Source organism: Streptomyces sp. WM6372 (assembly GCF_001279655.1).
Classification (GTDB): domain Bacteria; phylum Actinomycetota; class Actinomycetes; order Streptomycetales; family Streptomycetaceae; genus Streptomyces.
Genome location: NZ_LGDB01000187.1, coordinates 42,220 through 64,225 on the forward strand (window position 1 = coordinate 42,220; position 22,006 = coordinate 64,225).

15 protein-coding genes are annotated in these 22,006 nt (G+C 71.8%); 10 read left to right on the forward strand and 5 right to left on the reverse strand.

Annotated elements, in window-relative coordinates; genetic code table 11:
* Positions 1–34: 34 nt before the first annotated feature.
* The gene (locus ADK52_RS44810; protein ID WP_053691164.1) at positions 35–3,088 is read left to right on the forward strand and encodes a helix-turn-helix transcriptional regulator; all 3,054 of its coding nucleotides are present in this window, start codon (positions 35–37) and stop codon (positions 3,086–3,088) included.
* Here the strand turns inward: ADK52_RS44810 and ADK52_RS43030 are convergent.
* From ADK52_RS43030 to ADK52_RS19790, 3 genes are all read right to left on the reverse strand, one after another.
* On the reverse strand, positions 3,054–3,221 hold the full coding sequence (locus ADK52_RS43030; RefSeq protein WP_324615927.1) for a DUF6191 domain-containing protein: 168 nt from the start codon (positions 3,219–3,221) through the stop codon (positions 3,054–3,056). The two genes, ADK52_RS44810 and ADK52_RS43030, sit on opposite strands and share 35 nt — an antisense overlap.
* A 51-nt stretch (positions 3,222–3,272) precedes the next feature.
* Positions 3,273–4,505, reverse strand: a complete 1,233-nt coding sequence (locus ADK52_RS19785) for a PQQ-dependent sugar dehydrogenase (protein ID WP_078988462.1) — start codon at positions 4,503–4,505, stop codon at positions 3,273–3,275.
* Positions 4,506–4,657: 152 nt separating this feature from the next.
* Positions 4,658–5,665 (reverse strand): aldo/keto reductase, encoded by a 1,008-nt coding sequence (locus ADK52_RS19790; protein ID WP_053691166.1) that lies wholly within the window; start codon positions 5,663–5,665, stop codon positions 4,658–4,660.
* A gap of 79 nt (positions 5,666–5,744) precedes the next feature.
* Here ADK52_RS19790 and ADK52_RS19795 point away from each other — a divergent pair, with 79 nt between their 5' ends.
* The 6 genes from ADK52_RS19795 to serA all read left to right on the forward strand — a co-directional run bounded on the left by ADK52_RS19795 (position 5,745) and on the right by serA (position 15,536).
* The gene (locus tag ADK52_RS19795) at positions 5,745–6,692 is read left to right on the forward strand and encodes a 2-hydroxyacid dehydrogenase (protein ID WP_053691167.1); all 948 of its coding nucleotides are present in this window, start codon (positions 5,745–5,747) and stop codon (positions 6,690–6,692) included.
* 282 nt (positions 6,693–6,974) lie between these two features.
* Positions 6,975–9,884 (forward strand): putative bifunctional diguanylate cyclase/phosphodiesterase, encoded by a 2,910-nt coding sequence (locus ADK52_RS19800; protein ID WP_420714918.1) that lies wholly within the window; start codon positions 6,975–6,977, stop codon positions 9,882–9,884.
* Between the two features lie 204 nt (positions 9,885–10,088).
* Positions 10,089–11,975, forward strand: coding sequence for an acetolactate synthase large subunit (locus tag ADK52_RS19805; RefSeq protein WP_053691169.1), 1,887 nt, complete (start codon positions 10,089–10,091; stop codon positions 11,973–11,975).
* A gap of 32 nt (positions 11,976–12,007) precedes the next feature.
* Complete coding sequence (gene ilvN / locus ADK52_RS19810; RefSeq protein ID WP_030857425.1) at positions 12,008–12,532, forward strand: acetolactate synthase small subunit; 525 nt, start codon at positions 12,008–12,010, stop codon at positions 12,530–12,532.
* 140 nt (positions 12,533–12,672) lie between these two features.
* Complete coding sequence (gene ilvC, locus ADK52_RS19815) at positions 12,673–13,674, forward strand: ketol-acid reductoisomerase (RefSeq protein WP_053691170.1); 1,002 nt, start codon at positions 12,673–12,675, stop codon at positions 13,672–13,674.
* A 272-nt stretch (positions 13,675–13,946) separates the two neighbouring features.
* Positions 13,947–15,536, forward strand: coding sequence for a phosphoglycerate dehydrogenase (gene serA / locus ADK52_RS19820; protein ID WP_053691171.1), 1,590 nt, complete (start codon positions 13,947–13,949; stop codon positions 15,534–15,536).
* Positions 15,537–15,630: 94 nt separating this feature from the next.
* Here the strand turns inward: serA and ADK52_RS19825 are convergent, their stop codons facing one another.
* Positions 15,631–17,205, reverse strand: a complete 1,575-nt coding sequence (locus ADK52_RS19825) for an MFS transporter (RefSeq protein ID WP_053691172.1) — start codon at positions 17,203–17,205, stop codon at positions 15,631–15,633.
* Between the two features lie 102 nt (positions 17,206–17,307).
* On the opposite strand from ADK52_RS19825, the gene ADK52_RS19830 reads away from it, so the two are divergent.
* Positions 17,308–17,901 (forward strand): TetR/AcrR family transcriptional regulator, encoded by a 594-nt coding sequence (locus tag ADK52_RS19830; protein ID WP_053691173.1) that lies wholly within the window; start codon positions 17,308–17,310, stop codon positions 17,899–17,901.
* A gap of 65 nt (positions 17,902–17,966) precedes the next feature.
* On the opposite strand, the gene ADK52_RS44525 is transcribed toward ADK52_RS19830, so the two are convergent.
* Positions 17,967–19,196 carry a helix-turn-helix domain-containing protein gene (locus tag ADK52_RS44525; RefSeq protein ID WP_053691174.1) on the reverse strand — a complete coding sequence of 410 codons (1,230 nt, stop codon included), beginning with the start codon at positions 19,194–19,196 and terminating at the stop codon, positions 17,967–17,969.
* Between the two features lie 199 nt (positions 19,197–19,395).
* Here ADK52_RS44525 and ADK52_RS19840 point away from each other — a divergent pair, with 199 nt between their 5' ends.
* Both ADK52_RS19840 and pruA read left to right on the forward strand, forming a co-directional pair.
* Positions 19,396–20,322 (forward strand): proline dehydrogenase family protein, encoded by a 927-nt coding sequence (locus tag ADK52_RS19840; RefSeq protein ID WP_053691175.1) that lies wholly within the window; start codon positions 19,396–19,398, stop codon positions 20,320–20,322.
* A gap of 31 nt (positions 20,323–20,353) precedes the next feature.
* Complete coding sequence (gene pruA, locus ADK52_RS19845; protein WP_053691176.1) at positions 20,354–21,985, forward strand: L-glutamate gamma-semialdehyde dehydrogenase; 1,632 nt, start codon at positions 20,354–20,356, stop codon at positions 21,983–21,985.
* Positions 21,986–22,006: the final 21 nt, after the last annotated feature.

The following is a 22,006-nucleotide window of genomic DNA, read 5'->3' on the forward strand; positions in this document are numbered from 1 at the left end:
CCCGACGAGTGCCGCGGGCCAGGACTCCTGTGCGATGCTCGGCGACGTGGAGACCAGATCTGTCAGCCCGGTGTTCGTCGGCCGCGCCGACGAACTGGCCGTACTCACCGACGCATTGGCCCGGGCCGCGGGCCGCGAGCCGCAGGCGCTGCTCGTCGGAGGCGAGGCCGGGGTCGGAAAGACCCGCCTCACCGAGGAGTTCCTCTGCGAGGCGGCCCGCCGCGGTGCGGTGGTGGCCGTCGGAGGCTGTGTGGAGATCGGGGCGGAGGGCCTTCCCTTCGCCCCGTTCTCGACGGCCCTGCGCACCCTGCACCGGCAGCTCCCCGGAGAGCTGGCGGCCGCCGCCGCGGGCCAGGAGGACGAACTCGCCCGGATCCTTCCCGAACTCGGCGACACCCCCCGCGGACCGCACGACGAGGAGAGCACCGCCCGGCTCTTCGAACTGACGGCCCGGATGCTGGAGCGGCTCGCCGCCGACCGCACCGTCGTCCTCGTCCTGGAGGACCTGCACTGGGCGGACACCTCCACCCGGCACCTGCTCTCCTATCTCTTCCGCACCCTCGCGAGCGGCCGGCTCGTCGTCGTCGCCACCTACCGGGCCGACGACGTCCACCGCCGCCACCCGCTGCGCCCGCTGCTCGCCGAACTCGACCGGCTCCGCACCGTCCAGCGCATCGAACTGCCCCGCTTCAACCGGGCCGAGGTGCGCCGCCAGCTCGCCGGCATCCTCGCCTCGCAGCCCGACGAGGCCTTCGTGGACTCCGTGTTCGACCGCTCCGACGGCAACGCCTTCTTCGTCGAGGAACTCGCCGCCTGCACGAGGAGCGGCTGCCAGGCGGGACTCACCGAGTCCCTGCGCGACCTGCTGCTCGTCCGCGTCGAAGTGCTGCCGGAGGCCGCCCAGCGCGTGGTGCGCATCGTCGCCGAGGGCGGCTCCACGGTGGAGTACCCGCTCCTGCGCGCCGTCGCCGGGCTCACGGAGGACGAGCTGATCGAGGCCCTGCGGGCCGCCGTCGGCGCCAACATCCTCCTCGCCACCCCCGACGGGGACGGCTACCGCTTCCGCCACTCGCTGGTCCGCGAGGCCGTCAGCGACGACCTGCTGCCCGGCGAGCGCGCCCGCGTCAACCGCCGCTACGCCGAGGCGATGGAAGCCGACGACTGGCTGATCCGCGCCGAGGAGCGGGTCATCCGGCTGGCCAGCTACTGGTACTGCGCCAACGACGCGGCCAAGGCGCTGCCCGCCGTCCTCGCCGCCTCGGTCGCCGCCCGCCGCCGGCACGCCTACTCCGAGCAGCTGAGACTGCTGGAACGGGCGTTGGACCTGTGGGAGAGCGCGCCTGAGGAGATCCGCGAGGCGCTGCGCCCGGTGGACTACACCGACGTGTACCCACCGTGCGGCTGCGACCCGGCCACCACCCCGCTGAAGCGGCTCGACCTGCTGGCCGAGGCGACCGTCGCCGCCCGCTTCGGCGGCGAGCGCGAACGCGCCCTCAAGCTCACCAAGACGGCGCTGCGGCTGCTGGAGGACGACCGGGACCCGCTGCGCGCCGCCTGGTTCTGGACCGAGCGCTCCCGGCTCGTCTCCAGCCTGGCCCGCGGCGACGGCTGGGAGGAACTCGCCAAGGCCCAGGAGCTCGTCAAGGGGCTGCCCCCGTCCCAGGTGCACGCCGAGGTCCTGGTCCGGGCCGCGGGCTGGGGCATGCTCCACAACCCCGGCCCCGGCAACCTCGAAGCCGCGGAACGCGCCGTCGCCTACGCCCGTATGGTCGGGGCCGAGGAGATCGAGCTCAACGCCCGGATCACGGTGGGCTGCCTGCTCACCGACTCCGGCGACGCCGACCGCGGCCTCGCCGAGATGCTCGCGGTCCGCGAGCGGGCCACCGAACTGGGGCTCGTCATGCTGGCGGGACGTGCACATATCAACCTCACCTCTCAGCTGGAAAGCATGGGCCGGTCCCTCGAAGCCGTGGAACTGGCCGAACAAGGGGTCGAACTCGTCAAGCGGTCACGGCTGCTGGACACCGAGGCCTGGCTCAGCGGGAACATGGCGGAGAGCCTGTACAGCCTCGGCCGCTGGGACGAGGCCGCCGCAGCCGCCCAGCGCGGCCTGAGCGTCGGCCAGAGCGCCGCCCCGCGCGGCTCCGCCTCCACGCGGCTGTCCCACCTGGCCCTGGCCCGCGGCGAACTGGCCGAGGCGACCGGCCGGCTCGCCGCCGCCCACGCCCACTTCGGAACCCACGACAGCCAGCCCCAGCACCGCATACCGCTCTACCGCCTCGCCGTCGGCCTCGCCGCCGGCGAGGGCCGGATCGCCGACGTCCGCGCGGAGATCACCGACGCACTCGCCTACGGCTTCCCGATAGGCCACCACCGCTACGCTTGGCCGCTGCTGCTCGCGGCCGCCTCCGCCGAGGCGGACGCCCGTGGACTCCCGGTCGCCGACGCCGGCCGCGAAGCCGCCCTGGGCGTACTCCGCTCCGCCGCCCGCGCCCTGGCCACCCCCGTGCCCGTGTGGGCCGCCCACGCCGAGTTCTTCCGCGTGGAGCTGCTGCGGGCCGAGGACCGGGACACCGCCGCCGACTGGGCCGGCGTCGAGCAGGCCATCCGCCCGCTGGAACGTCCGTACCTGCTGGCCCGCGCCCGCCACCGGCTCGCCGAGGCCCTGCTGGCCTCCGGCGGCGACCGTGAGCCCGCCGCCGTGGTGCTCCGCCAGGCCTACGCCACCGCGGACCGGCTCGGCTCCCGCGGGCTCCGCGAGGACCTGGCCCTCCTCGCCCAGCGCGCCCGGCTCCCGCTCACCGCGGCCGACGCGCCCCAGGCCCTGCCCGCACCGGCCCCCGACCCCGTCGAAGCCCTGGGCCTGACCAGCCGCGAACGCGACGTCCTGCGCCTGGTCGCGGCGGGCAACAGCAACCGCCAGATCGCCGAGGAGCTGTTCATCTCGCCGAAGACGGCCAGCGTGCACGTCTCGAACATCCTGGCCAAGCTGGGCGTCGCCGGCCGCGGCGAGGCGGCCGCCCTCGCCCACCGGCTACGGCTGTTCGGGCCCCTCACTCCCGCGGGGACGGCTCCGCCGGGCGTATGAGCACCGTGCCGGAGTCCAGGTCTATCGGACCGCGTCCCGGATCGCCGTCGTTCACGTCGGTCCGGGACAGCTCCAGCCGCTTCTTCTCCTCGTCCGTGTGCTTGCGTCCCGGGTTGAAGAGCTCCTCGATCATGTTGAACACCGTGCCCACCGTGCCTTTCGCCCCCCACCAGGGCTCCGTCGGTTACCGCACCGTCAGTGTCAGGATCCTGTCGTCGCCCGCCTCCGGCGACCCGCGCCCGTCGGTCTCGCTCGTCACCAGCAGCAATCTGTCCCCGCCGAGGGCGATCACCGTGCGCAGCCGGCCGTACTTCCCCGTCAGGAAGGCCTCCGGCTCGGCGACCGGATGCGCCCCGGCCAGCGGGATCCGCCACAGCCGTTCGCCCTTCAGCCCGGCCATCCACACCGAGCCCTGCGCCCAGGCGATCCCGCTCGGCGAGGCCTCGTCGGTCTTCCACACGGCCACCGGATCGCGCAGGCCGGGCTTGCCGGCCTTTCCCTCGGCCTCCGGCCAGCCGTAGTTCGCGCCGGGCTCGATCAGGTTCAGCTCGTCCCAGGTGTTCTGGCCGAACTCCGCCGCCCACAGCCGTTTGTCCTTGTCCCAGGCCAGGCCCTGCACATTGCGGTGCCCGTAGGAGTAGACGACCGAATCGGCCTCGGGATTCCCGTGCACCGGCTGCCCGTCCGGAGTCATCCGCAGGATCTTGCCGCCCAGCGACTTCTTGTCCTGCGCCAGCCCGGTGTCGCCGGTCTCACCCGTCCCCGCGTAGAGCATCTTGTCCGGGCCGAAGGCGATCCGGCCGCCGTTGTGGATCAGCCCCTTGGGGATGCCCCGGAACACCGTGTCCGGCGCGCCCAGTTGCTGGCCGGGATCCCGCTGCTCGTCGTACCGCATCCGGGCGATGCGGTTGTCGGACTCCGTCGTGAAGTACGCGTACACCATCCGGTCCGAGGCGTACGAGGGCGACAGCGCGAGCCCCAGCAGCCCGCCCTCGCCGCCCGGGGCCACCCCGGGGACCTTGCCGATCTGCGTCACCGTGCCGGTGGCCAGGGCGACCCTGCTGATCGTCCCCTTGTCCCGCGAGGCGACCAGCAGGTCCCCGTCGGGCAGCGGGGCCACGCCCCAAGGGGACTCCAGGCCCTTGGCGACCTCGCCCGCCACCGTCACGGAGCCCTTGGCCGGCGGCGCGGCCTCCGGGGAACCGGAGGGGGAGCCCCCGGGGCCGGACCCCGACGCCGCGGGTGGCGCACCCGGTGGTGACGTGCCCGGCTTCGCGGCGGGGGAGCCCGCCGGTGCGCAGCCCGCCGCGAGCAGAGCCCCGCATCCCGCCAGGGCGAACGCCGCCAGCACTCCGCGGCTCCGGGCGCGCGGGCCCCCGTATCCCTCGTATCCCCTGCGGTCCTGTCCGTATCGCATCGTCCTGCTCCCCTCCGGCCGGCGATCGTGCCTTTCACCCGTCTCAACAGCTGCGGCACTTCCCGAAGTTCCGGCGCTCGTACACCCGATCGAGTGGTGTTCCGAGCTCGGCACCGGGCCCGCTCCCGGCTCGTTCCCCGGTCCGCGGCGGGTCAGTCCCAGGCTCCCACCGCCGCCGGCAGCGCCGCGATCTCGGCCAGGTCCCCGGCCGTCAGCCGCAGCCGGTCCGCCCCCGCGTTCTCCGCCGCCCAGTGCGCCCGGTCGGCCCCCGGCACCGGCACCACCTGCGGCCCCTGCGCCAGCACCCACGCCAGCGCCACCTGCGCAGCCGTCACCTGCGGCCCGAGCCGCCGCGCCACCCGCCGCAGCCCCGCCACCAGCACCTGGTTCGCCGCCATCGACTCCGCCGTGAACCGCGGATGCCGCGCCCGCACGTCCTCCCACTCGAAGCCCTCGCCCGGCCGGAGCGTCCCGGTCAGGAACCCGCTGCCCAGCGGCATCGCCGCCAGGAACCCCACCCCGCGCGCCGCGCACCACGGCAGCAGCCGCCGCGCCGCATCCGGCGACCACACCGACAGCTCCGCCTGCACCGCGCTCACCGGGAACACCTGCTGGACCCGCTCCAGGTGGTCCAAGGTCACCTGGTACGCCCGGTCCCCGCGCCGCCCCGCCCCCGGCCCGGCGCCCGCCCCCAGCGCGCAGAACCCGAGCGCCCGCACCTTCCCGGCACCGACCAGCTCGGCCATCGCCCCCCAGGTCTCCTCGACCGGGACCTCCGGATCCACCCGGTGCAGCTGGTAGAGGTCTATGACGTCCGTCCGCAGCCGCCGCAGCGAGGCGTCACAGGCCCGCCGCACGTATCCGGGCCGCCCGTCCGCCACCACGTGCTGCTCGCCCGCCCGCAGCCCCACCTTGGCGGACACGAACGCGTCCGCCCGCCGCTCCCGCAGCACCCGCCCCAGCAGCAGCTCGTTGGTGAACGGCCCGTACATGTCGGCGGTGTCCAGCAGGTTCGCCCCGAGGTCCAGCGCCGTGTGCACCGTGGCCAGCGACTCCGCCAGGCGGCGCCGCGAGGGCGCGTACGCCCAGCTCATCGGCATGCACCCGAGCCCGACGGCGCCCACCGTCAGCGCCCCCGCCCCGATCGACCTGCGCTCCACCCGTGCGTCCCCCTCCCGGTCCGGCAAACAAACTAACGGCTTGATCAGGATCCATTGCCCTTGGCATAGCCTCCTGGTCATGGATGCAAAGACAGTGGACGTCTGGCTGCCGTTCCCCGCCGAGGAGATCAAGGGCCTCCCCGACGCCTTCACCTACCGCGCGTGGGACGGTGAGGACGACTTCCCGGCCGATCCGGCCGCCTGCGTCTTCTACGTCACCCCGTACATGAAGTCCCCCGAGGTCACCCTGCGCCCGCTGGCCGACATGCCGGGGCTCGAAATCGTGCAGACGCTGACCGCGGGCATCGACCACGTCCTGGACGGCCTCGACCTGCTGCGTCCCGGCGTACGGCTGTGCAACGCGCGCGGCGTCCACGAGGCGAGCACCGCCGAGCTGGCGCTCACCCTCACCCTCGCCTCGCTGCGCGGCATCCCGGGGATGGTGCGCGGCCAGGACCGCGAGGAATGGCACTCCGGCTTCTACGACGCCCTCGCCGACAAGTCCGTACTGATCCTCGGCTACGGATCGATCGGCGAGGCCATCGAGGACCGGCTCGCACCCTTCGAGTGCGCGCGGGTCGTACGGGTCGCACGCTCGGCGCGCACCACCCCGCGCGGGCCCGTGCACGCTCAGGCCGAACTGCCGCGGCTGCTCCCCGAGGCCGACGTGGTGATCCTCTCCACCCCGCTGACCGACGCGACGCGGGGCCTGGCCGACGCCGCGTTCCTCGCCCGGATGAAGGACGGCGCCCTGCTGGTGAACGTGGCGCGCGGCCCCGTCGCCGTCACCGGCGCCCTGCTGGCGGAGCTGGAGTCGGGCCGGCTGCGCGCGGCGCTCGACGTCACCGACCCGGAACCGCTGCCCTCCGGCCATCCGCTCTGGCATGCTCCGAATGTCCTGATCACGCCTCACGTGGGCGGCAGCAGTACGGCGTTCGCGCCGCGGGCCAGGCGTCTGGTGGCCCGCCAGCTCCAGCGGTTCGCCGCGGGGGAGCCCGTGGAGAACACGGTCCTGATCACCGGCTGACGCGCAGTGCGCACGCTCCGCATCCGTCCGGACGCGCACAGTGGCAACAACTCCCCGAGTGGTAACGGAGAGTAGACCGTCTATGTCCCTGAGTGACGAAAGTGGTGTATCGTCCGGAACAAGGGGCTGCAGCGCTTTCGTCTGGCGCTGGGGAGTGATCGGACACTTTGGGGGGCGACGGGCGATGTACGGCCAATGGACGAAGGATCCGATGCGGCACGGCCGCCGGAGGCGGCGCTGCAGGGACTGGGCTGCGCCGGAATCAGCCAGCGAGGGGGACCGGTGAGTACCCCGGGGGCGGCGCTGCTGACCAGGCCGCCCGTCTCGGGCGGCGGCAGGAGCCTGGCGATGCAGCTGCTCCTCGCAGTGGTCAGCGGCGGGTACGCCGTCGGCGCCGCCCTCGGCTGGGGCTCCGAGGAACTCGCCGAGATCATGGGCGACTTCGGGCTCAGTGCCGCGGCCCTGCTCGCCGCCGTCTCCTGCTACACGTACGCGCGGGCGATCGACAGCCGCGAGCGCCCGGCCTGGCTGCTCTTCGCGTTCTCCTCCCTCATGGGAGCCTGCGGCAACGGCGTCTGGGGCTGGTACGAGGTGGTCCTCGGCGAGGCCGTGCCGAAGCCCTCGCTCGCCGACTTCGCCTTCCTCTGCTTCGCACCGCCCGCCATCGTGGGCCTGCTCGTCCTCGCCAAACGCCCGGTCACCCGCGCCGGCTGGGTCTGCCTCGGACTCGACTCCTGGCTCATCGGCGGCTCCCTGCTCACCCTGTCCTGGAGCCTGGCCCTCGCGCACGCGGCGCGGACCGCCCAGTCCGGAGCCCCAGGCAGCGTCCCGCGCGCCGCGCTCTCGCTCGCCTACCCGCTGCTGGACATCGCGCTCGTCTCCATGGTGCTCGTCCTGCACTTCCGGCGCTCCGAGGCCAACCGCTCGGCCGTGAACACCGCCATCGCGGCCCTGGCCCTGACCGTCCTCAGCGACGCCCTGTTCACCTCGCCGCTGCTCAGCGCCGAATACCAGTCCGGTCAGCTGCTCGACGCCGGCTGGTTCGCCGGCTCGCTGCTGCTCGCCTACGCGCCCTGGGGAGCCCGGCGCGCCCATCCGGAGCCGGGGACGCCGGGGCCGCCGCGCCCCGACCGCCCGGTCAGCCGCCCCATCACCGGGTCGCTGCCCGCGCTCACGCCGTACCTGGCGGCAGCCGTCTGCACCCTGGGCATCCTGTACAACGTGGTGGACGGCCGGAAGGTCGACCGCGTGGTCGTCTTCACCGGCTGCACGGTGGTGCTCGCCCTCGTCATCCGGCAGGGCATCATGCTCATCGACAACATCGCGCTGACGCAGGAACTCGCCCAGAAGGAGAACCACTTCCGCTCCCTGGTCCAGGGCTCCAGCGACGTCATCATGATCGCCGCCCCCACCGGGACCCTGCGGTACGTCAGCCCCGCGGCCGCCGGGGTCTACGGACGCGAGGCCGAGGAGCTCGTCGGCACCGAGCTCGCCACCCTGATCCACCCGCACGACCTGGGCCGGGTGGTCCACGAGGTGCGCCGCTTCCTCGCCGCGCCGCCCGCCGAGGAGCCGACCACCCGCATCGAATGCCGCTTCAAGTCCGGCAGCGGCGAATGGCTCAACGTGGAGTCCACCGTCAACCGCCACCAGGGCGGCCTCATCCTCAACAGCCGCGACGTCACCGAGCGGGTCCGCCTCCAGGCGCAGCTCCAGCACAGCGCCGAGCACGATCCGCTGACCGACCTGCCCAACCGGGCCCTGTTCACCCGCAGGGTCCGCCAGGCCCTGACCGGCCGGCGCGCGGGGGACCACAGCACCGCCGTGCTCTTCATCGACCTCGACGGGTTCAAGGCGGTCAACGACACCATCGGCCACCAGGCGGGCGACGAGCTGCTGATCGAGGCCGCCCACCGGCTCCAGGACTCGGTGCGCGCCGGGGACACCGCGGCCCGGCTCGGCGGCGACGAGTTCGCGGCGCTGATCCTGGGCGACGGCAGCCGCGACCGGAGCGCACGCGAGTACCAGGTGCACGAGATCGCGGACCGGCTGCGCACCACCCTGTCCCAGCCGTACCGGATCGCCGGCAGCGAGGTCCGGGTCGCCGCCAGCATCGGCGTGGCCTTCGCCGACCCCGGCATCACCCCTTCGGACCTCATGCGCAACGCGGACCTCGCGATGTACCGCGCCAAGGCGGGCGGCAAGGACCGGGTCGAGCTGTACGCGCCCCAGATGCAGGCCGAGGTCGTACGGAAGGCGGAGCTCGCCGGGCGGCTGCGCACCGCGCTCCACGACGGGGAGTTCGCCCTGCTGCACCAGCCCGTGGTCTCGCTGGCGAGCGGCGAGGTCACGGCCGTGGCGGCGCAGGCCCGGTGGCGCTCGGCCCAGGGGATCCTGTTCACCCCGGCGGAATTCCTCCGGGTGGCCGAGTACAGCGAGGGCGCGGCGGCGGGGCCCGACGGCCGCTCCGGCCGCTCCGGCCTCCCCGCGGGCTCGCCCACCCGGGCCGCCGAGCTGGGGCACTGGCTGCTGGAGGAGGCCGTGGCGCAGGCCGCCGAGCGGCACCGGATCGGGCACGACGTACCGGTGGCCGTACGGATGAGCGCCCAGCGGCTGCTGGACCGGGCCGCGCCGCTCGGTTCCGTGGAGGCCCTGCTGACCCGGCACGGGCTGCCGTCCGGGGCCCTCGTGATCGAATTGACCGTGTCCGACCCCAGGGTCCCCTTCGACGAGCTGGAGCGGCGCCTGGCGGCCCTGCGCCGGCTCGGGGTCCTGATCTCCCTGGACGGCTTCGGCAGCGGCTACGCGGCCATCAGCGCCCTGCGCAGGCTTCCCGTGGACATCCTGAAGGTGGACCGGGGGCTCGTCGAGGGAGTGGTCGAATCGGCCCGTCTCCACAAGATCACCGCTGGTTTGTTGCGCATTGCAAATGACTTGGGCATGCAGTCGGTGGCCGACGGGGTGGACCTCCCCGAGCAGGTCATGGCACTGCGCGCGATGGGGTGCACACACGGCCAGGGAGTGGCTTTTTCCGGCCCACTCGACGAGTACAGGCTGCGCCGCGCGCTGGTGCGCGGTACGTTCCCAGTACCGGGCGGAGCGGCCCAGCCCGCCTTGGCCGGTGGTTCGTCCGGGGGCTCGATGGCCATCCGCAGAGGCTCACATAATGAGACGCCCGTCCCACCCGCTTGACATCCCCCTCCCGCCGGAGGGAGGGTCAGTGCCATGCGCACCCGAATTCTCGTACTTGGAAAGCGCGTCGGCTGAAGCTGGGACCTGCATGTCCCCGCTCCGTACTCCCGACGCGCTCCCCTCGCTTGCCTCCCGGCACGAGGGGTTTTTTGTTGCACTGGCACACCTTCGAATCCTCGTAAAACCCTCAGCTTCGAGAAGAGAATGCCGATGACCGAGCAGGCCACCGGGGCCCACCATCCGCAGCCGCGGCCCCGTTCCGGCGGACACCAGCCCGCCGCAGTTGAGCACGTCACGGGTGCGCAGTCCCTCATCCGCTCTCTCGAAGAGGTGGGGTGCGACACCGTCTTCGGTATCCCGGGCGGGGCCATCCTCCCGGCGTACGACCCGATGATGGACAGCACCAAGGTCCGCCACATCCTGGTCCGCCACGAGCAGGGCGCCGGCCACGCCGCGACCGGCTACGCGCAGGCCACCGGCAAGGTGGGCGTCTGCATGGCCACCTCCGGCCCCGGCGCCACCAACCTGGTCACCCCCATCGCCGACGCGCACATGGACTCGGTGCCGCTCGTCGCGATCACCGGCCAGGTCTCCTCCAAGGCGATCGGCACCGACGCCTTCCAGGAGGCGGACATCGTCGGCATCACGATGCCGATCACCAAGCACAACTTCCTGGTGACCAGGGCCGAGGACATCCCGAAGACGATCGCCGAGGCGTTCCACATCGCCTCCACCGGCCGCCCCGGCCCGGTCCTGGTCGACATCGCCAAGGACGCCCTGCAGTCGAGGACCACCTTCTCGTGGCCGCCGTCCCAGGACCTCCCGGGCTACCGGCCGGTCACCAAGCCGCACGCCAAGCAGATTCGCGAGGCCGCGAAGCTCATCTGCCAGGCCAAGCGCCCCGTCCTGTACGTCGGCGGCGGCATCATGAAGTCCGGCGCGACCGCCGAGCTCAAGGTCCTGGCCGAGCTGACCGGGGTCCCGGTCACCACCACGCTGATGGCGCTGGGCTCGTTCCCCGACAGCCACCCGCTGCACGTGGGCATGCCGGGCATGCACGGCGCGGTCACCGCCGTCACCGCCCTGCAGAAGTCGGACCTGCTGATCGCGCTCGGCACCCGCTTCGACGACCGCGTCACCGGCAAGCTGGACAGCTTCGCCCCGTTCGCCAAGGTCATCCACGCGGACATCGACCCGGCGGAGATCGGCAAGAACCGCGAGGTCGACGTCCCGATCGTCGGTGACGCCCGCGAGGTCATCGCCGACCTGATCCAGGCGGTCCAGGCCGAGCACACCGAGGGCAACACCGGGGACTACACCGCCTGGTGGAAGGACCTCAGCCGCTGGCGCGACACGTACCCGCTGGGCTACGACCTGCCCGACGACGGCATGCTCTCGCCGCAGCAGGTCATCCAGCGCATCGGCGAGCTCGCCCCCGAGCACACCATCTACGCGGCCGGTGTCGGCCAGCACCAGATGTGGGCCTCGCACTTCGTCAACTACGAGGAGCCCCGCACCTGGCTGAACTCCGGCGGCGCCGGAACCATGGGCTACGCGGTCCCCGCCGCGATGGGCGCCAAGGTCGGCATGCCGGACCGCACGGTCTGGGCGATCGACGGCGACGGCTGCTTCCAGATGACCAATCAGGAACTGGTCACCTGCGCGCTGAACAACATCCCGATCAAGGTCGCGATCATCAACAACGGTGCGCTGGGCATGGTCCGCCAGTGGCAGACCCTGTTCTACAACCAGCGCTACTCCAACACCGTGCTGCACGCGGACGAGACGGGCCACGGCACCGTCGGCTCCCAGCTCGGTGAGTCCACCGCCCCCCGCAAGGGCACCCGCGTCCCGGACTTCGTCAAGCTGTCCGAGGCCATGGGCTGCGTGGCGCTGCGCTGCGAGGACCCGGCCGACCTGGACAAGGTCATCGCCGAGGCCAACGCGATCAACGACCGTACCGTCGTGATCGACTTCATCGTCCACGAGGACGCCATGGTGTGGCCGATGGTCGCCGCCGGCACCTCCAACGACGAGGTCATGGCAGCCCGGGGCGTCCGTCCCGACTTCGGCGACAACGAAGACGACTGAGCCGAGAGAGCCTGAGAGAGAGAACGACTCACATGTCCAAGCACACGCTCTCCGTCCTGGTCGAGAACACGCCCGGCATCCTCGCCCGGATCGCCGCGCTGTTCTCCCGCCGCGGGTTCAACATCGACTCCCTCGCGGTCGGCGTCACCGAGCACCCCGACATCTCGCGCATCACGATCGTCGTGAACGTCGAGGACCTCCCGCTGGAGCAGGTGACCAAGCAGCTGAACAAGCTGGTCAACGTGCTCAAGATCGTCGAGCTGGAGCCGCACAACGCCATCGAGCGCGAACTCGTTCTGGTGAAGGTCCGCGCCGACAACGAGACCCGCTCCCAGATCGTCGAGATCGTCCAGCTGTTCCGTGCCAAGACGGTCGACGTCTCCCCGGAGGCCGTCACCATCGAGGCGACGGGCGGCGCCGACAAGCTCGGCGCGATGCTCAAGATGCTGGAGCCCTTCGGCATCAAGGAGCTCGTGCAGTCCGGCACGATCGCCATAGGGCGCGGCGGCCGGTCCATCACGGACCGCAGCCTGCGCGCGCTCGACCGCAGCGCCTGAGCGACACGGCGCCCGAGCAGCACGGCGCCTGAGCGACACGCCGACGTCGCGTTGCCTCTCGCATCGCGAGACCAAGAAACTTCCTTCACGTTCCCCGCCGTACGGTGGGAGCAACACCAGCGCACCAAGGAGATATCCCAGTGGCCGAGCTGTTCTACGAGAACGACGCCGACCTGTCCATCATCCAGGGCCGCAAGGTCGCGGTCATCGGCTACGGCAGCCAGGGCCACGCCCACGCGCTGTCGCTGCGTGACTCCGGCGTCGACGTCGTCGTCGGCCTGAAGGAGGGCTCGAAGTCCAAGGCCAAGGCCGAGGAGCAGGGCCTGAAGGTCGTCCCGGTCGCCGAGGCCGCCGCCTGGGCCAACGTCATCATGATCCTGACCCCGGACCCGCTCCAGGCCGAGATCTACGAGGAGTCCATCAAGGAGCACCTCGAGGAGGGCGACGCGCTCTTCTTCGGCCACGGCTTCAACGTCCGCTACGGCTTCATCAAGCCCCCCACCAACGTGGACGTCGCCCTGGTCGCCCCGAAGGGCCCGGGCCACCTGGTCCGCCGCCAGTACGAGGAAGGCCGCGGCGTGCCCTGCATCGCCGCCGTCGAGCAGGACTTCTCGGGCAACGCCTTCGCCCTCGCGCTCTCGTACGCGGCCGGCATCGGCGGCACCCGCGCCGGCGTCATCAAGACCACCTTCACCGAGGAGACCGAGACCGACCTGTTCGGTGAGCAGGCCGTCCTCTGCGGTGGCGCCTCCGCCCTGGTCAAGGCCGGTTTCGAGACCCTGACCGAGGCCGGCTACCAGCCGGAGATCGCGTACTTCGAGTGCCTGCACGAGCTGAAGCTCATCGTGGACCTCATGTACGAGGGCGGCCTGGAGAAGATGCGCTGGTCGGTCTCCGAGACCGCCGAGTGGGGCGACTACATCACCGGTCCCCGCATCATCACCGACGCCACCAAGGCCGAGATGAAGCAGGTCCTCGCGGAGATCCAGAGCGGCGAGTTCGCCAACACCTGGATGGCCGAGTACAAGGCCGGTCTGCCGAAGTACAACGAGTACAAGAAGGCCGACGAGGCGCACCTGCTGGAGACCACCGGCAAGAAGCTGCGCAAGCTCATGAGCTGGGTCGACAGCGACGAGAGCTGATCCGTACGCGAAGGGGCCGGGGCGATGAGCCCCGGCCCCGCCGCGGATGACGGGCCGGATCGGACCGCTCTGCACACGGGGCTTGTCCACCCTGGCCAACCCCGGACGGGTGATCCTTCCGGACAGGCGGAATCCAGCACGGAATCCGCCACTACACTGCTCAACACAACGCGTCAGGCCCACAGTGTCGTGCGTCTTCCACGCGGCTACCCCCTCCACCGCCTGCGGCCGTCGGGACGGCCGTCCGCACTGGACTTGTGAGGATGACCCACGTGAGCTCGAAACCTGTCGTACTCATCGCCGAAGAGCTGTCGCCCGCCACCGTCGACGCGCTCGGTCCGGACTTCGAGATCCGGCACGTCAACGGAGCCGACCGCGCGGAGCTGCTCCCCGCGATCGTGGACGTCGACGCCATCCTGGTGCGATCCGCGACCAAGGTCGACGCGGAGGCCATCGCCGCCGCCAAGAAGCTGAAGGTCGTCGCGCGCGCCGGTGTCGGCCTCGACAACGTCGACGTCTCCGCCGCCACCAAGGCCGGCGTGATGGTCGTGAACGCCCCGACCTCCAACATCGTCACCGCCGCCGAGCTCGCCTGCGGCCTGCTCGTCGCCTCGGCCCGCAACATCCCGCAGGCCAACACCGCCCTGAAGAACGGCGAGTGGAAGCGGAACAAGTACACGGGCGTCGAGCTCAGCGAGAAGACCCTCGGTGTCGTCGGCCTCGGCCGCATCGGCGTCCTGGTCGCCCAGCGCATGTCGGCCTTCGGCATGAAGATCGTCGCGTACGACCCCTACGTACAGCCCGCGCGCGCCGCCCAGATGGGCGTCAAGATGCTGACGCTGGACGAGCTCCTCGAAGTCGCCGACTTCATCACCGTGCACCTGCCCAAGACCCCCGAGACCCTCGGTCTCATCGGGGACGAGGCCCTGCACAAGGTCAAGCCGTCCGTCCGCATCGTCAACGCCGCGCGCGGCGGGATCGTCGACGAGGCCGCGCTGTACTCGGCCATCAAGGAGGGCCGCGTCGCCGGCGCCGGCCTCGACGTGTACGCGAAGGAGCCCTGCACGGACTCCCCGCTCTTCGAGCTCGACCAGGTCGTCTGCACCCCGCACCTCGGCGCGTCCACGGACGAGGCCCAGGAGAAGGCCGGCATCTCGGTCGCCAAGTCGGTGCGCCTGGCGCTCGCGGGCGAGCTCGTACCGGACGCGGTCAACGTCCAGGGCGGCGTCATCGCCGAGGACGTCCGTCCGGGCCTGCCGCTCGCCGAGAAGCTCGGCCGCATCTTCACCGCCCTCGCGGGCGAGGTCGCGGTCCGCCTCGACGTCGAGGTCTGCGGCGAGATCACCCAGCACGACGTCAAGGTGCTGGAACTCTCCGCCCTCAAGGGTGTCTTCGAGGACGTCGTCGACGAGACGGTCTCCTACGTCAACGCCCCGCTGTTCGCGCAGGAGCGCGGTGTCGAGGTACGCCTGACCACCAGCTCGGAGTCCCCGGACCACCGCAACGTGGTGACCGTGCGCGGCACCCTGTCGGACGGTCAGGAGGTGTCGGTCTCCGGCACCCTCGCCGGCCCGAAGCACCTCCAGAAGATCGTCGGCATCGGCGAGTACGACGTGGACCTGGCGCTCGCCGACTACATGGTCGTGCTGCGCTACACCGACCGCCCCGGCGTGGTCGGCACCGTCGGCCGCGTCCTCGGCGAGGCCGGCCTGAACATCGCGGGCATGCAGGTCGCCCGAGCGGAGGCGCACGGCGAGGCGCTCGCCGTCCTCACCGTCGACGCGGAGGTTCCGGCGAACGTCCTCGCGGACATCTCCGCCGAGATCGGCGCGGTCTCGGCGCGCACCGTCAGCCTCGGCTGACCCGCACGACACGGTACGGCGAAGGGCCCGGGGGAGACCCCGGGCCCTTCGCCGTGTTCCGCCGCCGCTCCGCCAGGCCGGTGCCGTACGGGGGTCAGCCGGCGAGGGCCGGAGCCTGCTCGGCGGGTTCCGCGGCGGCGTTCGCGGCGGCGTCCGCGCTGGGTTCCTCGGCGAGGTGTGCCGCGGGGACACCGACCCCCCGCAGCAGGCCCGCGGCGAGCAGGGCCGCCGCCAGCAGCAGGGCCGTACCGCCCCAGGCGGCGTACTGCATGCCGTGGACGAAGGCCTCCCGGGCCAGGGCCAGTACCTGCTCGCCGGCGCCGCCGCCCAGCTGCCGGGCGGTGGCGACGGCGCCGCCCAGGGTCTCCCGGACGGCGGGCTCGGCGCCCGGCAGGTCGGAGCGGTAGACGGCGGTGCCGAGGCTGCCCAGGACCGCCATGCCGAGCGCGCCGCCGAACTCCTGGCCGGTCTCCAGCAGGGACGCGGCCGAGCCGGCCTTCTCCGCGGGGGCCGCGCCCAGCGCCATGTCGGAGACCAGGGACATCACGGTGACGATGCCGGAGGCCAGTACGCCGGCGCCGGTCAGCAGCAGCCACAGGGAGTCGCTGCCAACGAGGCCGATCAGGGCGAACCCGGCGGCGGCGAGGACGAAGCCGCCGGCGATGACGTACGCCCGGTCGGTCTTCTGTGCCAGGGCCGCGCTGACCGGCGCGGCGGCGCCGATGAGGAGCGAGGGCGCGAGGCTCCACAGGGCCGCCTCCAGCGTGCCCATGCCGAGCACCGACTGGAGGTACTGGGTGGTGAAGTAGGCCGAGCCCATCATGGCGAAGGCGGCGATGGTGTTGAGGGCGATCCCCGCGCCGAAGCCCCGGCCCCCGAAGAGCGCCCGGCTGATCATGGCGTCGTCACGGGTGCGCTGGCGGCGGACGAAGACGAACCCGAGGGCCAGACCCACGGCGACGCAGACCAGGTGGAGCGGCTCCGGTCCCTCGGCGGCGATCTCCTTGAGGCCGTACACCACCGGGAGCACGGCGGCCGTCGACAGCGGCACGCTCAGCAGGTCGAAGCGGCCGGGCGCCGGGTCCTTGAACTCCGGGACCAGCACCGGGACGAGGACCAGCAGGAGCAGCATCGCGGGCACGTTGATCAGGAAGACCGAACCCCACCAGAAGTGGTTCAGCATCACGCCGCTCATCACCGAGCCGAGGGCGATGCCGCCCGTCATGGCCCCGGACCAGATGGCGATGGCCCGGCCGCGCTGCCCGGCGTCCTGGAAGAGGTTGCGTACGAGCGCCAGCGTGGAGGGCATCAGGGTCGCCCCGCCGATCCCGAGCAGCACGCGGGCCGCGATCAGCATCTCGGCGCTGGTGGCGTAGGCGGCGCCGACGGAGGCGAGCCCGAAGGCGGTCGCGCCCGTCAGCAGCAGCTTGCGGCGGCCGATCCGGTCGCCGAGCGAACCCATCGTGATGAGCAGGCCGGCGAGGGCGAAGGCGTAGCTGTCGAAGATCCAGAGCTGCTGGGTGGCGCTCGGGTCGAGCTCGCGGGTGATCGCCGGGATGGCGAAGTAGAGGACGGAGACGTCCATCGAGACCAGGAGCAGGGGCAGCAGGAGGACGGTGAAGGCGATCCATTCCCGGCGGCCGGCGAGAGGTGCGGCGGAGTTCGTCATGAGCGGCAATGTACAAGCGTCATAAACGCTTGTCTAGTACGTCCGTATGGGACTGTTGTCTGTGACTGACGTCTGGGACGGTTGTCTTGATACGGTGAGCGCATGGGACACCGTGAAGATCTGCTCGAAGGCGCCAAGAAGTGCCTGGTCGAGAAGGGTTTCGTGCGGACGACCGCGCGCGACATCGTCAACGCCTCCGGCGCGAACCTGGCGTCGATCGGCTACCACTACGGCTCGAAGGACGCCTTGCTCACGCAGGCGTTCATCGCGATGGCCGAGGAGTGGGGCGACTCCTTCAAACCGGACGTCACGGGTGAAGGCGGTTCGCTCGAACGCTTCCGCTCGGTCTGGGACGGCATGATCGGACAGCGCGACCGGGCGGCCCCGATGTGGGCGGCCAGCCTGGAGATCGCGATGAACCGCGACCGGCTGCCGGAACTGCGGGAGATGGTGGTGTCCTCGGAGGGCGAGGGGCGCAAGGGACTGACCGAGATGTTCACGGGCATCCCGGAGGGGCAGCTCGACGAGCGGGACGTCCGGACGCTCGGCGGGCTCTACCAGGTACTGGTCGCCGGGATGATGGTGCAGTGGCTGTACAACCCCGAGAACGCCGTCACCGCCGAGGAGTTGACGGAGGGAATGCGGCGCGCCGCGGAGACGATGGTGAAGGACGAGGGAGCCGCCGACCCCGCCTGAGTGCGGGTGCCGCGCGTACGGGGTGCACCGGCGCGGCCGCTCACGAGGTGCGCCCGCGCCCGCGTTCAGCCGTACAGGCGGGCCGCCTTGAGGGCCATGTGGAGCAACAGGCGGTCCTCGCCCTCGTCCAGGTCCAGGCCGGTCAGCTGCTCCACCCGGGCGAGCCGGTAGTACAGGGTCTGGCGGTGGATGCCCAGGGCCGCCGCCGCGCGGCCCGCCTGGCCCGCGCAGTCCAGGAACAGTTCGGCGGTACGGGCGAGTTCCCGGTGGGCCGGACCGAGCAGGACCCGGGTCGCCGGGTCGCCCGCCGGGTCGGCGGCCGCCAGGGCCGCCAGCATCCGGTACGGGCCGATCGCCGACCACTGGGCCACCGGGCCGAACCGGGGCTGGGCCGCGGCCGCCCGCGCCGCCGCCGAAGCCTCCGACCAGGCGTCGGCCAGCGCCGCCGGCCCCCGGCGGGGCTCCGCGATGCCGGCGGTCGCCGAGCCGCCCGCCAGCAGCCGGGTCGCGACGCCGAGGGCGGGGGCGAGCACCTCCGCCGAGCGGAGCCTGACCAGGACGGCGAGTGCCTGGCCGGCCCTCCGCTCCGCCCGGGCGGCCGGTCCGGAGGCCTCGGCACCGGGGCCGCCCGGCCCCGCCCCGGTCCCGCCGGACCGGCCCGCGTCCTCCCCGCGCCCCGGCCGGGGAACCGTGCACACCGCCGCCGCGCCCGGCACCGACGCCGGGACCTCACCGGACCACGGCTCCACGCACACCACCGCGTGCAGCCCCTCACCCCCCGGGCCCAGGGCCAGCCGGAGCGCGGCCACCGCCATGTCCTGCTGCCAGCCCTGCCCGGCGGTGAGCACCGCCCGGAACTCCCTGGACAGGTCGGCCCCCGCCTTCGCCTCCTCGGCGAGCAGGATCCCGATGCGCTCGGCCACCTCCATGGCCGCCGCCAGGGCGTCCGGCCCGGGGCCGGGCTCCTGGTCGAGGAGCCACACGTACCCCTGCACGATGCCGCGGTAGCGCACCGGCAGGCAGATCCGCCCCCGGAAGACCCCCGCGTCCGGCGCCGCCGGGATCCGCACCGGCCCCGTCGCCCGCGCGATGCCGAAGCCCTCGAACCAGGACCGCACGGCCGCCGTCGACTGGCGGGTCAGGATCGAACGGGTGCGGACGGGGTCCATCGCGAGATCGTCGTCGCTGTCGTGCGCGCCGAAGGCGATGAGGCGGAAATCCCGGTTCTCCAGCGTAGCCGGGGCGCCGAGGAGCGCCGAGATCTCATCCACCAGGTCCTGGTAATCGCCCTTCACCCGGACATTCTCCCACCCGGAAAGCCGGTCTTCAGACAGATGTATGAGATCGGGGACACGGATGCGTGACAGCTGTCGATGGCAGAGGATCAAAGCGATCCTTAGGTTTCACGGTGGTTTTACTTGCGTTTTCTTTACGGCCCCGCCCACCCCCCGCGCGGACCGTATGACTGCTTCTGCCACCTGTTGGAGGTGCCCCGTGCTGGGTCCCGCGATCCTCGCCGCTTCGCGCAGCGACAAGATGCGCCGAATCGTCTCTGCCGCCCCGGTGACCAAGCCCGTGGTGAACCGGTTCATCCCCGGTGAGACGGTCGACCAGGTCATCCCGATCGTCGTGGACCTCACGGAGAAGGGCCTGGAGCTCACGCTCGACGTGGTGGGCGAGGACATCACCACCGTGGAGCAGTCCCACGCAGCGCGTGACGCCTACCTCGACCTCATCGCGCACCTGGCGGACCTCGGCCTCGGCGAGAAGGCCGAGATGTCGGTCAAGCTGTCGATGTTCGGCCAGGCGCTGGAGGGCGGCCACGAGCTCGCGCTCGCCAACGTCCGCCCGGTCGTCGAGGCCGCCGCGGCCATCGGCACCACCGTCACGCTGGACGCCGAGGACCACACCACCCTCGACTCGATGTTCGCCATCCACGAGGAACTGCGCCGGGACTTCCCGCAGACCGGCTGCGTGATCCAGGCGTACCTCTTCCGCACCGAGGCCGACGCCCGCCGCCTGGCCGCCGCCGGCAGCCGCGTGCGGATCGTGAAGGGCGCCTACAAGGAGCCCGCCGAGGTCGCGTACCAGGACAAGGCCGAGATCGACAAGGCGTACGTCCGCATCCTGAAGACGCTGATGGAGGGCGAGGGCTACCCGATGATCGGGTCGCACGACCCGCGCCTGATCGCCATCGCGCAGGAGCTCGCCCGCAAGGCCGGGCGCAAGCTGGACGAGTACGAGTTCCAGATGCTGTACGGCATCCGCAGCGAGGAGCACCTGCGCCTCGCCGCCGAGGGCCACCGCATGCGCGTCTACACCGCGTACGGGACGGACTGGTACGGCTACTTCATGCGGCGCCTCGCCGAGAAGCCGGCCAACCTCCTGTTCTTCCTCCGCTCGATGATCACCAAGAACTAGCCAAGAACCAGGTCAAGGAGTTACCAGCCCCATGGATGCTGTGACCCAGGTCCCCGTGCCGGTCAACGAGCCGGTCCACTCGTACGCCCCCGGTACCCCGGAGCGCGCGCGCCTCGAAACGCAGCTGAAGCAGCTGTCCGAGAACCCGATCGACCTGCCCATGACGATCAACGGCGTCAAGCGGATGGGCGGCGGCGAGCGCTTCGACGTCGTGCAGCCGCACGACCACAAGTCGGTCATCGGCACGTACGCGAACGCCACCCAGGCCGACGCCCAGGATGCCGTCGACGCCGCCCTGGCCGCCGCCCCGGCCTGGCGCTCGATGTCCTTCGACGACCGCGCCGCGATCATCCTGCGCGCCGCCGAGCTGCTGTCCGGCCCGTGGCGCGAGAAGCTGGCCGCCTCCACCATGCTGGGCCAGTCGAAGACCGCGCAGCAGGCCGAGATCGACACCCCGTGCGAGCTCGTCGACTTCTGGCGCTTCAACGTCCACTTCGCCCGCCAGATCCTGGCCGAGCAGCCGGTCGCGAACTCCGCCGGCGTGTGGAACCGCAGCGACCACCGCCCGCTGGAGGGCTTCGTCTACGCGATCACGCCGTTCAACTTCACGGCCATCGCGGGCAACCTGCCGACCGCCCCGGCCCTGATGGGCAACGTGGTCGTGTGGAAGCCCTCCCCGACGCAGACCCACTCCGCGGTCCTCCTGATGGAGCTCCTGGAGGAGGCCGGCCTGCCCAAGGGCGTCATCAACCTGGTGACGGGCGACGGCATCGCCGTCTCCGAGGTGGCCCTGAACCACCCCGAGCTGGCCGGCATCCACTTCACCGGTTCGACCAAGACCTTCCAGTACCTGTGGAAGACGGTCGGCAACAACATCGAGAAGTACAAGTCCTACCCGCGCCTGGTCGGCGAGACCGGCGGCAAGGACTTCGTCGTGGCGCACCCGTCCGCGGACCGCGCCGTCCTGAAGACCGCCCTGACCCGCGGTTCCTTCGAGTTCCAGGGCCAGAAGTGCTCGGCGTCCTCGCGCGCCTACGTCCCGGCCTCGATCTGGAACGACGGCTTCAAGGAGGCCTTCGCGGCCGAGGTCGACGGCATCACCATGGGTGACGTCCGCGACCTGACCCACTTCATCGGCGCCGTCATCGACGAGCGTTCGTTCGCGAAGAACAAGGCCGCGATCGACCGTGCGATCGCCGACCCGACCTGCGAGATCATCGCCGGTGGCACGTACGACGACTCGGAGGGCTACTTCGTCCGCCCGACCGTCATCGCGTGCACCGACCCGGAGAACGAGGTCTTCACGACCGAGTACTTCGGCCCGATCCTGGCGATCCACGTGTACGAGGACGCCGAGTTCGACGCGATGCTGGCCCAGATGGAGTCGGTGTCGGCGTACGCGCTGACCGGCTCGATCATCGCCGGTGACCGCTACGCGGCGGCGGACGCGATGGAGAAGCTCCGCTTCGCGGCGGGCAACTTCTACATCAACGACAAGTCGACCGGCGCCGTGGTCGGCCAGCAGCCGTTCGGCGGCGGCCGCGCCTCGGGTACGAACGACAAGGCGGGCGCCGCGTCGAACCTGATGCGCTGGACCTCGACGCGCTCCATCAAGGAGACGCTGGTCGCGCCGACGGACTACGCGTACCCGCACATGGGCTGATCCAGGCCCCCTGCTGAACTC